This window comes from Arthrobacter livingstonensis, assembly GCF_003219815.1.
In the GTDB taxonomy this organism is placed as follows: Bacteria; Actinomycetota; Actinomycetes; order Actinomycetales; family Micrococcaceae; genus Specibacter; species Specibacter livingstonensis.
In genome coordinates, this window is the sequence record NZ_QJVD01000017.1 from 70,509 (window position 1) to 83,146 (window position 12,638).

Sequence of the window (12,638 nt, forward strand, 5' to 3'; positions counted from 1 at the left end):
TTTCACTCACGATGACACGGCGGACTTGAAGTGGTGTTCCAGCTCTTCAAGGGACTTGCCGCGCGTTTCCGGGACCACCCTCTTGACCCAGACGATGGCGCAGATTTGCAGCGCCACGAAGATGAAGAACGTGGATGAGATGCCGATCCCGGCCACGAGCTGCGGGAAGAAGAAGCCCACCAGGAAGTTCACCATCCACAGCACGAACACGCAGATGCCCATGGCCACGCCCCGCACGTGCAGCGGGAAGATCTCCGCCATGGTCAGCCAGGTGACGCAGCCGATGAACGCCTGCATGAACGCCAGGAAGGTCACCATGAAGAACAGCACCAGGAAGCCGCGCAACAGGCTCTCGGGCACCACCATGGAAACCACCGCGATGGCGAACAGGGACGACGCCGTCCCCGACAGCCCCATGACGAGCATGAACTTTCGCGGCAGCCGGGTCATGAAGTACATGCCGGCTACGACGGCCACCACGGAGACAACGCCGTTGAGGACGTTGGCGATGAGCGCGCCCTGGTCGCCGAATCCGGAGGAGGAGAGGATGGTGGTGCCGTAGTACATGATGGCGTTGATGCCGCTGATCTGGTTGATGACCGCCATGCCCAGCCCCACCACGAAGATCCGCCGGATCCACGGCACCGAGAGGTCCTTGAGTGTGCCCATCTTGGCCTTGTAGTCCTCGCGGGCGGCCTCCCTGACTTCTTCGAATTCAGCGTTGATTTCGGCCGGCTCGCGGGCCTGGCGCAGCACGTCCAGGACTTCGTCGAAGCGGCCTCCGGCCGCCAGCCAGCGCGGGCTTTCCGGCAGCACCAGCATGCCGAACCAGAGGATGACGGCGGGCAGGGTCGCGATGACCAGCATGTAGCGCCAGATGTGGCCTGCGTCGGGGAACATGTTGCCCAGCAGAGCGTTGAAGGTGAAGGCCAGGAACTGCCCGGTCACAATCATTAGCTCGTTTTGCGTGACGATCCGCCCCCGCTGGGCCGCCGGGGACATCTCCGCCAGGTACACGGGAACAATCACCGAGGCACCGCCGACGCCGAGTCCCAGGATGGTGCGCGAGAGCACCAACAGCCCGGCGGACGGCGCGATGGAACAGCCGATGGTGGCAATGACAAAGATGAGGGCCAGGCCCATGATGGTCTTGCGCCGGCCAAAGCGGTCCGAGAGCCGCCCGGCCGTGAGGGCGCCAAAGGCGGCGCCCAGCAGCAGGGTGGAAGTCACCAGGCCTTCAGTCAGCGGCGTCAGTCCCAGGTCCCGCTGGATGAACGGAAGCGCACCGTTGATGACGCCGGTGTCGTAGCCAAACAGCAATCCGCCAAAGGTGGAGAAAAGCGCCACCTTGCGCATGAATTTTCGCGGCGCCAACTGCTGGCCGCCCGCCACTGGGGCTTGGGCTGCGGGCGCGGTCTGCCCTCTGGGAAGTCCCGCCATCAAACCACGGCCTTTCGGGCCCGTGTGACGTGATCGCCAATGGTCTGGAGCTGGTAGCGCGAGACGTTTTCGGCGTCGTCGTCTTCGGCAAAGACGCTGGAGACCATGACGGCGTCGTCTCGGTCCAAAAAGCCGATCTCCGCCAACCCGCCAAAGAACTGCTCCCAGTTGACGTCGCCGTCGCCGATTTTCAGGTGCTGGTGGACACGGACAGGGTTGCCGGGCGGGTTGGTGATGTAGCGCAGCCCGTGGGAGGCATGATGGTCCATGGTGTCGGCCACGTGCACCAGGCGCAGCTTGTCGCCGGCCGCGCGCATGATCGCCAGCGGGTCGTCCTTCATGTGGAAGCTGTGCGAGGCCACGTAGGCCAGCCCCACGTTGGGTGAGTTCAGGCCGCGGATGACGCGGATGGCGGCCAGGCCCTCCTCGACAAAGTCGTCCGGATGGGGATCGATCAGCAGGTCGATCCCCTCCCGCTCGATGATGGGCAGCAGCTCCTCCATCGACCGGGAAAACGCCCGCTCGGACTCCTCGGCCTTCTCGGGCCGGCCGCTGAACTCGGTGTTCATGGTCGCAACGCCGAGGTCGACGGAGATTTGGATGGCGCACTTCCAGTAGCGGACGGCGGCCTCGCGGGCGTCCTCGTCGGGTCCGGACCAGCGCAGCACGGGCAGCACCGAGGCAATCTCGATCCCCGCATCCGCGACGGACTTCTTCAGCGCGGCCACGAGTGCGTCGTCGGCCCTGGGGTGGTTGTAAAAGGGAATGAAGTCCGGGTGCGGGGTCATTTGCATGTAGCTGTACCCCAGGTCCGCCACGAGCAGTGGGAACTCGAGCAGGCTGTGGCTGTGGTGGAACGGCGTGGGGTCCAGTGCGATCTTCATGATGGTTTTAGTTGTACAGCCCGGGCTTCGGGGCCAGCACGACGGCGGTCTTCGCGCCTGTCCTTTGCGCCTCGACTCCCGCTTCGCAACAGGCCGCGGTGGCATAGCCGTCCCAAGCGGACGGCCCGCCAATTTCCCCGCGCAGCGCGGCGTCGGCCCACGCCTGGACCTCGACGTCGTACGCGGTACCGAAGCGCTCCTCAAAGCCGGGGGTGATCCGCCCGCCCCAGCGTCCCTGCGTGCGGACGTACGGGCCGCCGTCGTTCCCTATGTTGACAATGCCGTCCTCGAAGGAGGCCTGGGTGGCGACTTCGTAGCCAAACTTGGCGTTGACGTAGATTTCAACATCGGCCAGGACGCCGGATTCGGTCTCGAGCAGCACGTGCTGGGGATCGTGCTGGCCCTCCGGGGCGTTGCGGGTGGGCTTGCCCAGACGCACCTGGACGGAGGTGATTTCCTCCCCGGTGAAGAAGCGGATGGCGTCGAATTCATGGACCACGGAGTCGTTGATGAGCATCTCGTTCGTGAAGCCGGCCGGGGTGTCCGGGTTGCGGTGCTGGTGGTGGAGCACCAGCAGCTCACCGAGCCGGCCCTCGGTGACGATGCCGCGCAGGGCGGCGTATTCGGCGTCGAAGCGGCGCATGAAGCCCACCTGGATGCGCTTGCGGCCCGACTTCGCCTCCGCCTCAACCACCTTCAACGCGCTGGCGGCGTCCGGGGTGAGCGGTTTTTCGCACAGGATCGGGATGTCGCGTTCCAGCGCCTTGAACAAGATGTCCTCGTGGAGGAAGCCGGGGGTGGCGATCAGCACGGCGTTCACGTCTCCGTTGTCCAGCGCTTCCTCGGCACTGGCAAGGGCCACCGCCCCCGGAATGCCCTTGATGGCGGCTTCGGCGCGGGCCACGTCAATGTCGACGACGGCGGCCACCTCGGCCCCGCTGATTCGGTGATGCAGTCGGGCAATGTGGTCCGCCCCCATGCGTCCGGCCCCAATAACGGCTACGCGAAGTTTTTCAGTCATGGCTAGCTTCTTTCTAATTAACAGCCGTGCGGGAGCCGCAGCTGAGCAGGTAGTTGCGGGTCCGCTTGGCGATGGGCATGGGCACGTCGAAGGCCACGGGATACATGTCCTGCTCCACAATGCCAAAGATTGGCTTGTTGAGTGCCTCGACGGCTTCAATGACGGCGCGCAGGTCCGGCAGGCCGCCGGGCGGTTCGCTCATGACGCCGGCCAGGTTGGCGGCGGCCCAGGTCATGTTTTCGGCGTTGACGCGGGCCAGGATGTCGGGGTTGATCTGCTTGAGATGCAGGTAGCCGATGCGCTCGGGGTACTTGCGGATCAGCTCCAGCGAGCTGGCCCCGCAGTATTCCGCGTGGCCGGTGTCCAGGCACAGGTTCAGTAGTTCCGGATCGGTTTCGGCCAGCAGGTGTTCAATGTCGGCCTGGGCACCCACGTGGGAGTCGGCGTGCGAGTGGAATTGCTGCTTGAGGCCAAAGTCCTTGAGCAGGACCTCCCCCAACCGGTTGTGGCCGGCAAACAGCTCCGTCCACTGACGGGCGTCGAGGGTGCCGCTTTCCACGGCGTCGCCCGTGACGTCATCACGCCACATGGCGGGAATGACGACGACGTTCTCCCCGCCCATGGCGGCCGTCAGTTCGGCCACCTTCCTGGCCGGCTCCCAGGCCTGCTCCCACTGGTCCGCGCCACGGTGGAACGCGGTGAAAACGGTCCCGGCGGTGACTTGCAGGTCCCGGTCCGCCAGCTCCCGGGCCAGGCGTGCGGTGTCGATGGGCAGGTAGCCGTAGGGGCCGAGTTCAATCCACTTGTACCCGGACTCGGCCACCTCGTCGAGGAAGCGCTCCCAGGGGGTCTGCTTCGGGTCGTCCGTAAACCAGACGCCCCAGGAATCCGGCGCGGTGCCGATGATCAGCTTGTTATCAGTCATGAGGATTCTTTCCGGGATGCTAGGGGCCCCGCCCGCGAGGGCCCCGCGGCGAGCTTGCGAGCCGTGGGAGCGGGTGGGGACTAGTTGGAGGGGAAGTTGTAGCTGGCGTCGGAGACGTGCTGGGGTTCGGGCCAGCGGGAGGTGACGACCTTGGCGCGGGTGTAGAAGGCCACGCCTTCCTCGCCGTAGATGTGCTTGTCGCCGAAGAGTGAGTTCTTCCAGCCGCCGAAGGAGTGGTAGGCCACGGGTACCGGGACGGGGACGTTGATGCCGATCATGCCCACGTGCACGCCGCGCTGGAACTTGCGGGCGTTGGCGCCGGAGGAGGTGAAGATCGCGGTGCCGTTGCCGTACGGGTTGGCGTTGATCAGGGCAATGCCCTCCTCCACGGTCTCCACGCGCATCACGGCCAGCACGGGGCCGAAAATTTCCTCCGTGTAGGCGGTCATGTCCGCGGAGACGCCGTCCAGCAGGGTCGGGCCCACCCAGTAGCCGTCCTCCTTGCCGGGGACGGTGAAGTCCCGGCCGTCCACGACCAGGGTGGCGCCGGCGTCGGCCGCCTCCCCCACGATCTTCAGCACCCGGGCCTTGGAGGCGGCGGTGATGACCGGGCCCATGTCCGCGTCCGGCTCGGTGCCCTCGGCGACCTTGATGGCTACGGCGCGCTCACGCACCTTGCCCAGCAGCGTGTCCGCGGCATCGCCGACGGCGACGGCCACGGAGATGGCCATGCAGCGCTCGCCCGCGGAGCCGAAGGCGGCGGCGGAGAGGTGGTCGGCGGCGTTGTCCATGTCCGCGTCGGGGAGGATGATGGCGTGGTTCTTCACTCCGCCCAGGGCCTGGACACGCTTGCCGTGGGCCGTGGCGGTCTCGTGGACGTACTTGGCGATGGGGGTGGAGCCGACAAAGGAAATGGCGTCCACGTCCGGGTGGGTGAGCAGTCCGTCCACGGTGTCCTTGCCGCCGTGGAGGACCTGGAACACGCCGTCGGGCAGGCCCGCCTCGGTCCACAGCTTGGCCAGCAGCGTCGGCGCGGAGGGATCGCGCTCGGAGGGCTTGAGGATGAACGCGTTGCCGGCGGCGATGGCGATGGGGCACATCCACAGCGGCACCATGACGGGGAAGTTGAACGGCGTGATGCCCGCAACGACGCCCACGGGCTGGCGGAAGGAGAACACGTCGATGCCGGTGGAGGCCTGGCCGGAGTAGGCTCCCTTGAGCAGCTGGTTGATACCGCAGGCAAACTCGATGACTTCCAGGCCGCGGCCAATTTCGCCGGCCGCGTCGGAGAGAACCTTGCCGTGCTCGGCGGTGACCAGGGCGGCCAGCTCGTCCACATGTGAAGCGACGAGCTCGCGGAACTTGAACAGGACCGTGGTGCGCTTGGCGAGCGAGTAGTCGCCCCAGATTTCGGCGGCGGCCTTGGCGGCGGCGACGGCAGTGTCCAGGTCCTGGCGGCTGGCCAGGTTCAGCTGGGCCGAGACGGCACCGGTGGCCGGGTTGTACACCGGCTGGGTGGCCCCGCCCGTGCCGGCGGACTCGGCGCCGTTGATGAAGTGCTTGATGGTGGTCAGCGTTGCTGTTTGCGTCATGTCAGATTCTTCTTTCCAAGTAAGTGGGGGTTTAGCCGAGCATCTTGCGCTGGCGCCCCTTGTGATCTGTATAAGTGGTGTGGGCCTGCTGCGTGGATTCAAGGTCGGAAACTTCCGAGACGGGCACGTCCCACCAGGATTCGGAGCTGGGCGCGTCCAGGAGCGGGTCTGATTCCACATGAATCAGCACGGGCCCGCCGTCTTCCGGCGCGGCCTTGGCCGCCGTGACGGCGGCTTCCAGGTCGGCAATGACGTTCCCGCCGGGGGCCACCCGGATGACTTTCACGCCGAGGCTTTCGGCGTTCAGGGCCAGGTCGATCGGGAGCTTGTCGCCGTCGTCGAAGGTGTGGTGTTCGGTGTCGAGCGTGCGGTACTTGGTGCCGAAGCGCTGCGAGCCGAGCTGTTCGGACAGCGCGCCGATCGAGGCGTAGCCATGGTTTTGGATCAGCACCACAATCAGTTTGATCTTCTCGGCGACGGCGGTGACCAGTTCGGTGTGCATCATCAGGTAGGAGCCGTCCCCCACCATGACGACGACGTCGCGCCGGGTGCCGCCGCCGGCCGCCTCGGCGATGGTGGCGCGCTTGACGCCGAGCCCGCCGGGGATTTCATATCCCATGCAGGAAAACGCATATTCCACGTGGTAGCCGAAGGAATCCCGGATCCGCCACATCTTGTGCAGGTCCCCGGGCAGGGATCCCGCGGCGCAGATGACCACGTCTTGGGCATCCATGGCGCGGTTGGTGGCACCGATGATCTCGTTTTGCGAGGGCAGCGGCGTGTAACGGGTGTCGAAAGCTTCGTCGACGATGGCGTCCCAGCGCTTCTTTTGTGCGGCCACCGTCCGCTCCAGCTCGGCGCCGACACGGTAGCCGCCCAGCGCCGCGTTCAGCTTGACCAACGCCTTGCGGGCGTCGGCCACGATCGGCAGAGACGTACCGTGCTTGTACGCGTCCAGCGGGGTGACATTGATGTTGATGAAGCGCACCTCCGGGTTTTGAAAGGCCGTGCGGGATGCGGTGGTGAAGTCCTCGTAGCGGGTGCCGATGCCAATGATCAGGTCCGCGTTCGCGGCGACGGCGTTGGCCGCCGTCGTGCCCGTGGAGCCGATGGCGCCGAGGGACTGGGGGTGGTTCCAGGGCAGCACACCCACGCCGGCCTGGGTGTTGCCGACGGGAATGCCGGTGGCCTCGGCCAGCTTGGACAGCTCGCCCTCGGCGTAGGCGTACAGCACACCGCCGCCGGCCAGGATAAGGGGGTTCTTCGCGTTCTTGATGGCGTCGGCGGCGCGGCGGATGTCGTCGTCGTCGGCATCGGGACGGCGGATGCGCCACTCCCGCTCGGCCAGGAATTCCTCGGGCACGGCCAGCGCTTCGGCCTGGACGTCCTGCGGCAGCGAGATCGTCACGGCACCGGTGTCGGCCGGGTCGGTGAGCACGCGCAGGCCGTTCAGCAGCGCCGAGAACAGCTGCTCCGGGCGGGAGACCCGGTCAAAGTAGCGCGAGAGCGGGCGGAAGGCGTCGTTGACTGACACGTCGTAGGCGTCGGGGCGTTCGAGCTGCTGGAGCACCGGATCCGCGGCGCGGGTGGCGAAGACGTCGCTGGGCAGCAGCAGCACGGGCAGACGGTTGGTGGTGGCCAGGGCAGCGCCGGTGAGCAGGTTCGTGGAGCCGGGGCCCACGGAGGTGCTCACGGCAAAGGTGGCGCGGCGGCGGGTGTGCCGGGCATAGCCCACCGACTGGTGCGACTGCGCCTGCTCGTTGCGGCCCTGGTAATAGGGCATGAGGGTCGGGTCGCTCACCTGGTACTGCTTCAAGGCCTGCCCGACACCGGCCACGTTGCCGTGGCCAAAGATGCCGAACATGCCCGGGATCAGCCGGCCCCGGTATTCCTCGGCGCCCACCTTGTCCACCGCGTACTGCTTCCCCAGGAATTCCACCACGGCCTGGGCCACCGTCATTGTGCGAGTTGACATGTCTTATTCCTGTCCTTCTGCGGTTTGGCTCAAGGCGGCGCGGTTCAAGAGCGAGGCCGCCGTGGCCACGGCCCCGGCAACGTCGCCGTCCTGGGGGTACAGCAGGGTCCGCCCGACCGTCAGGCCCTGGACTCCGGGCAGCGCGAGTGCGGCGCCCCAGCTGGCAAAGACCTCGTCTGGCCCGGCGTCCGGGTCCCCCCCCAGCAGGACGGTGGGCATAGTGGTGGCGGCCATGACGCGTTCCATCTCCGCCACCACGGGCAGCTTCATCCACGTGTAGGCGCTCGTGGAGCCAAGGCCGGAGGCGATGCTGACGGACTTGATAACGGCGTCGGCGGAGAGGTCGTTGCGGACGCGGCCGTTCTCCCGCACGGACAGGAACGGCTCCACCATGGCGATCAGCCTGCGCTCCGCCAGCGAGTCAATGGCCTTGGCCGTGGCTTCCAGCAGTGCGACGGTATCCGGATCGCCCAGGCAGATGCGGGTGAGCATCTTGCCGCCGTCGGCGCCGAAGTCCGCCAGCGCCTGTGCGGTGTGGCCGGTGAAGCGGTCGTCAATTTCGTTGACGAGCCCGGCCAGGCCGCCACGGTTCATGGAGCCAAACACCAGCTTGCCCTCGAGTGCGCCGAGCAACAGGAGATCATCCATGATGTCCGGGGAGGCCAGGACGCCGTCCACGGCCGGGTTGGCCAGCGCAATTCGGAGCCGGTCCAGCAGCTCTCGCCGGTCCGCCATGGCCGTGGGGTTCGCTCCCACCGAAATGGCGCCACGGGCGGGGTGGTCGGCGGCGACGATGAAGTTTTGCACCCCGCTCTTCACGCCGGGGTGCCGGCGACGGGCCTTGGCGGCGCGGGCCACTGCGGCCGGGTCTTCCAGGCGCAGCGCCGTCAGGTGTGCGTAGCGGCGGGGATCGTCGTCCACGCCGGCGGGTGCCGTCGAGGTGCTCACTTAAGTGCCCCTTCCGCGGCGGAGTCGGGCACAGCCGCCCCGGGTAAAGGGGCCCCGGGTACCAGTCGGCCGCGTTCGGCCAGCAGCAAGGTGACCTCCTCCGGCGTCGGCATGGCGTCGGCGCAGGAGAGGCGGGAGGCCACAATGGCGCCGGCGGCGTTGGCATAGTCGAGCACCTGGGCCAGCGGCCAGCCTGCAAGCAGGCCGTGCACAAAGGCGCCGCCAAAGGAATCGCCGGCGCCGAGTCCGTTGACGGTTTCAACGGGGACGGGGGCGGAGACCACGCGCTCGGTGGCGGTCTTGGCCATGACGCCTTCGGACCCCAGCTTCACGACGGCGATCTCAACACCCGCCGCCAGCAGGCGGTCGGCCTGTTCGTCCGGTGTCCCCGCCCCGACGGCGACGGCGCATTCCTTGTCATTGCCGATGGCGACGGTGGCATGTGGGAGGATCTTGGCGATCTGTTCGCGGGCGTCCTCCTCGTAGTCCCAGAACATGGGCCTGTAGTCCAGGTCCAGGATGGTGTACTGGCCGGGGGTCAGTTTGGCACGGGGGCGGGCCAGGTGGGCGGCCAGGTGGGCGCCGCGGCTGGGTTCCTGGCACAGGCCGGTGACGGTGGACCAGAAGATGCGCGCGTCCTTGATGGCCGCGGTGTCCAGCTCGTCGGCGGCGATCTGCCAGTCCGGGGCGGTGGGGAGCCTGCCGTAGAAGTACAGCGGGAAGTCCTCGGGCGGCTTGATGGCGCAGAAGGTGACGGGCGTTTGCAACTGGGCGACCGGACGGACGAACTGGTCGTCCACCGTGAACTTCTTCAACTCGCGGTGCAGGTAGTGGCCAAAGGAGTCATCTCCCGTGCGGGTGATGACGGCGGTCCGCCGGCCATGCCGGGCAGCGGCCACGGCAACGTTGGTGGCGGAACCGCCCAGGTATTTTCCGAAGGACGTGACGTCTTCCAGATCCACGCCAATGTCATTGGGGTAGATGTCGACGCTGATGCGCCCGATGGTAATCAAATCGTGGCTCACGTTGATCAAAAGGACCTTTCACTTCGGGAACTCGCCTTGCAACAGGTGGGTGGGGGGTGAACCCCTGCGCTGCGCCGGCCACGTGATGGCCGACACACATACTACTTTGCATGAAATTTCATGTCCTGTCAAAGGTTTGTTCTGACATAAGAACATTAAGCCGTTTGATGGTGCGTAACATGCCTCGTGGTGAAGGCGCCTCAGGCCCCGGCCAGCGCCGGGACGGCAAGTTCTCCGGTGGCGTACTGGGCACGGCCGAAGCCGAACGACCAGTCCCCCGCAGTGTTTTCCATGTACCCGATGAACACATCATCACCTGCGACGCCAAGGCCGGCAAAGTTGGCTGCGATGGCGGCAAAGAGCGACTGCTTGGCCTCGAGCGGGCGCCCCTGCTGCGTGACGATCTGGATCATGACGACGCCGCTGCTGCGCTTAAACCCCAGCCCGGCATCCTGGGCAATGACCCGTCCGGCACCATGCTCGGTCAGAATATGAAAGTAGTCCCGCTCCGGGACACCATATTCGGCCAGGATGGCGTCGTGAATGGCGCGGCTGAGTGCCTGCAGCCCTTCCGGGCGCGGTCCTCAGTGACATCGATGCAAACCAATGACACTTCCCACTCATTTGTTCATTTGTCCTGTCGTACTATCAAAGTTCGCGCACGTTGCCATAGCCGGACCACTCCATGACTGGACAGTAGTGGCGGCTCCGACGGCTCGTGGCAGCCACTACCGTCCAGTGACGGCGCGCCATTCCCGCCGCGACCCGACGCATGACTAAAACCGCTTGCCCTAGTTAACAAGTTAACTTGGCTGCCTTCCCGCAACCACGACGCGTGCGGGCGTAGGCTGGAATCCTCTGAAAAAAAATATCGATTCAATGGGCAGTTGAAGTTGGGCAGTCGAAGTATCCCCATGACAGACGCAGACAAATCCACGGACAACACCACGCTCTTAGCTTCCCTGGGAAGGCTTGCCCCGCAGCTCAAACCAATTTTCGCCCCGCTCATCTGGGGCCTCCTGAGCGCGCTTGCCGCCAGCGTTGTTGCCCTGCTTATTCCACAGGTGTACCGCGTGCTCGTCAACTCCGCCCTCCAACCGGGGAACGGGACGAAGGGCCTCTGGACGGGTGCCGCCGTCGTACTTGGACTGGGGATTTTGGAGGCAGGGCTCATCGCCTTGCGCCGGCAGTTTGTGATTGTGCCGGCCACCACGGTGGAAACCCGCATGCGGACATCGTTCTACCGGCACCTGCAGTCGCTCGCCGTCGAATTCCACGACCGCTGGGGTTCCGGGCAGCTGCTCAGCCGCGCCATGAGCGACCTGAACTTCATGCGCCGCTGGATGGCCTTTGGTGCGATCATGCTGGTGGTCACTGCCCTGACCGTGGTGATCGGAGTGGCCCTGATGCTGTCCATGAGCTGGGAGCTGGGCCTGATCTTCGTGGCCGCGGCGGTGCCGATCGTCGTCTTCGGCTACAGGTTCCGGCGTTCCTACGGGCTGGTCAGCCGCAGGAGCCAGGACCAGGCCGGCGACCTCGCCACGGCCGTGGAGGAATCCGTCCACGGCATCCGCGTGCTCAAGGCGTTCGGGCGCGGCCGGGAGGCGCTGGATTCCTTTGCCGGGCAGGCGCAGGAGCTCCAGGCCACCGAAATCCACAAGGCCAAGTCGCTGGCCGTGTTTTCCCTGGTGGTCACGCTGCTGCCGGAGCTGGCCCTGGGCGCCGGACTGGTGGTGGGCATCCTGCTCGTTTCGCAGGCAAGGCTCGACGTCGGCGCCCTCGTCGCGTTTTTTGCCACGGCTGCCGTCGTGGCCGGGCCCGTGGAGTCCATGGGCCCGCTGATGGCCATGACCCTTGCGGCCAAGACCGCCGTGGACCGGCACTTTGAAGTCATGGACGCCCCCAACACCATCACGGACCCAGCCGAGCCGGTTCGCCTCGGCCCCGTCCGCGGCGACCTGGAATTCCGCGGTGTCCATTTCCACTATCCGGACACCCCGGCGGGCACGCCGGAGCTGCTCAACGGCATTGACCTGGTCCTCCGCGCGGGCGAAACCATGGCACTGGTGGGCGTCACCGGCAGTGGCAAGAGCACGCTGCTGAACCTGGTGCCGCGGCTTTTTGACGCCACGGCCGGCGCCGTCCTGCTGGACGGCACCGACATCCGGCGGCTGGCCCTGGCCGATCTGCGCCGGCACGTATCCGTAGCCTTTGAGGACACCACCTTGTTTTCCAACTCCGTGCGCGGGAACGTCCTGCTGGGTGCCGCGGAACACCCCGGACTGTCCCCCGACGAAATCCTGGAGCAGGCATTGGAGGTGGCCCAGGCGGGGTTCGCCTACGCACTGCCGAACGGCGTGGACACGCTGATCGGCGAGGAGGGACTCAGCCTGTCCGGCGGGCAGCGGCAGAGAATCGCCCTGGCCCGCGCCATCGCCGCCCGCCCCGCAGTGCTGGTCCTGGACGATCCCCTCTCCGCCCTGGATGTGAACACCGAGGAACGCGTATCCGACGGGCTGCGGGCCGCACTTGTTGGGACCACCACGTTGATCGTCGCCCACCGCCCGTCCACCGTGGCGATGGCCGACCGGGTGGCCCTGCTGCAGGACGGGCACATCACGGCAGTTGGCACCCACAGCGAGCTGCTCGCCGGCAATGACCACTATCGCTACGTGCTGGCCAGCCTCAGCGAGGAGCCAAAGGACTTGGACAGCGATTTGGACACAGACACCGAAAATGAACTTGCCGACGAGCTGGGTGCGGCTCCCCGAGGCACCGGCCCGCTGGACGTCGTTCACAGGGGAGCAACGGCGTGAGTGCCAGGTCAA

At 66.4% G+C, this 12,638-nt stretch carries 9 protein-coding genes and 1 pseudogene; 1 reads left to right on the forward strand and 9 read right to left on the reverse strand.

Annotated elements, in window-relative coordinates; translation table 11 throughout:
• Positions 1 to 6 precede the first annotated feature (6 nt).
• The 9 genes and pseudogenes from CVV68_RS15350 to CVV68_RS15390 form a co-directional block, all read right to left on the reverse strand.
• The gene (locus tag CVV68_RS15350; protein WP_110501876.1) at positions 7 to 1,440 is read right to left on the reverse strand and encodes a sugar porter family MFS transporter; all 1,434 of its coding nucleotides are present in this window, start codon (positions 1,438 to 1,440) and stop codon (positions 7 to 9) included.
• Complete coding sequence (locus CVV68_RS15355) at positions 1,440 to 2,324, reverse strand: sugar phosphate isomerase/epimerase family protein (RefSeq protein WP_110501877.1); 885 nt, start codon at positions 2,322 to 2,324, stop codon at positions 1,440 to 1,442. The genes CVV68_RS15350 and CVV68_RS15355 overlap by 1 nt, the downstream gene beginning before the upstream one ends.
• A gap of 7 nt (positions 2,325 to 2,331) precedes the next feature.
• Positions 2,332 to 3,345, reverse strand: a complete 1,014-nt coding sequence (locus CVV68_RS15360; RefSeq protein WP_110501878.1) for a Gfo/Idh/MocA family protein — start codon at positions 3,343 to 3,345, stop codon at positions 2,332 to 2,334.
• 13 nt (positions 3,346 to 3,358) lie between these two features.
• Entirely contained in the window at positions 3,359 to 4,270 is a 912-nt protein-coding gene (locus tag CVV68_RS15365; RefSeq protein ID WP_110501879.1) for a sugar phosphate isomerase/epimerase family protein, read from the reverse strand.
• Between the two features lie 80 nt (positions 4,271 to 4,350).
• Entirely contained in the window at positions 4,351 to 5,862 is a 1,512-nt protein-coding gene (locus CVV68_RS15370) for a CoA-acylating methylmalonate-semialdehyde dehydrogenase (RefSeq protein ID WP_110501880.1), read from the reverse strand.
• 31 nt (positions 5,863 to 5,893) lie between these two features.
• The gene (iolD, locus tag CVV68_RS15375) at positions 5,894 to 7,822 is read right to left on the reverse strand and encodes a 3D-(3,5/4)-trihydroxycyclohexane-1,2-dione acylhydrolase (decyclizing) (protein WP_110501881.1); all 1,929 of its coding nucleotides are present in this window, start codon (positions 7,820 to 7,822) and stop codon (positions 5,894 to 5,896) included.
• Between the two features lie 18 nt (positions 7,823 to 7,840).
• A complete protein-coding gene (locus CVV68_RS15380) occupies positions 7,841 to 8,785 on the reverse strand; it encodes a Cgl0159 family (beta/alpha)8-fold protein (RefSeq protein ID WP_110501882.1) in 945 nt (314 codons plus the stop codon).
• Positions 8,782 to 9,810 (reverse strand): 5-dehydro-2-deoxygluconokinase, encoded by a 1,029-nt coding sequence (iolC, locus tag CVV68_RS15385; protein WP_110501912.1) that lies wholly within the window; start codon positions 9,808 to 9,810, stop codon positions 8,782 to 8,784. Before iolC ends, CVV68_RS15380 begins: the two co-directional genes overlap by 4 nt.
• Positions 9,811 to 10,010: 200 nt before the next feature.
• A pseudogene (locus CVV68_RS15390) lies at positions 10,011 to 10,423 on the reverse strand (tautomerase family protein).
• 301 nt (positions 10,424 to 10,724) lie between these two features.
• Between CVV68_RS15390 and CVV68_RS15395 the strand changes: the two are divergent.
• A complete protein-coding gene (locus tag CVV68_RS15395) occupies positions 10,725 to 12,626 on the forward strand; it encodes an ABC transporter ATP-binding protein (protein WP_110501884.1) in 1,902 nt (633 codons plus the stop codon).
• Positions 12,627 to 12,638: the final 12 nt, after the last annotated feature.

Coding starts and splice junctions, on each gene's coding strand:
- CVV68_RS15350 (WP_110501876.1), bottom strand. CDS start 1,440: ATGGCGGGACTTCCCAGAGGGCAGACCGCGCCCGCAGCCCAAGCCCCA.
- CVV68_RS15355 (WP_110501877.1), bottom strand. CDS start 2,324: ATGAAGATCGCACTGGACCCCACGCCGTTCCACCACAGCCACAGCCTG.
- CVV68_RS15360 (WP_110501878.1), bottom strand. CDS start 3,345: ATGACTGAAAAACTTCGCGTAGCCGTTATTGGGGCCGGACGCATGGGG.
- CVV68_RS15365 (WP_110501879.1), bottom strand. CDS start 4,270: ATGACTGATAACAAGCTGATCATCGGCACCGCGCCGGATTCCTGGGGC.
- CVV68_RS15370 (WP_110501880.1), bottom strand. CDS start 5,862: ATGACGCAAACAGCAACGCTGACCACCATCAAGCACTTCATCAACGGC.
- iolD (WP_110501881.1), bottom strand. CDS start 7,822: ATGACGGTGGCCCAGGCCGTGGTGGAATTCCTGGGGAAGCAGTACGCG.
- CVV68_RS15395 (WP_110501884.1), top strand. CDS start 10,725: ATGACAGACGCAGACAAATCCACGGACAACACCACGCTCTTAGCTTCC.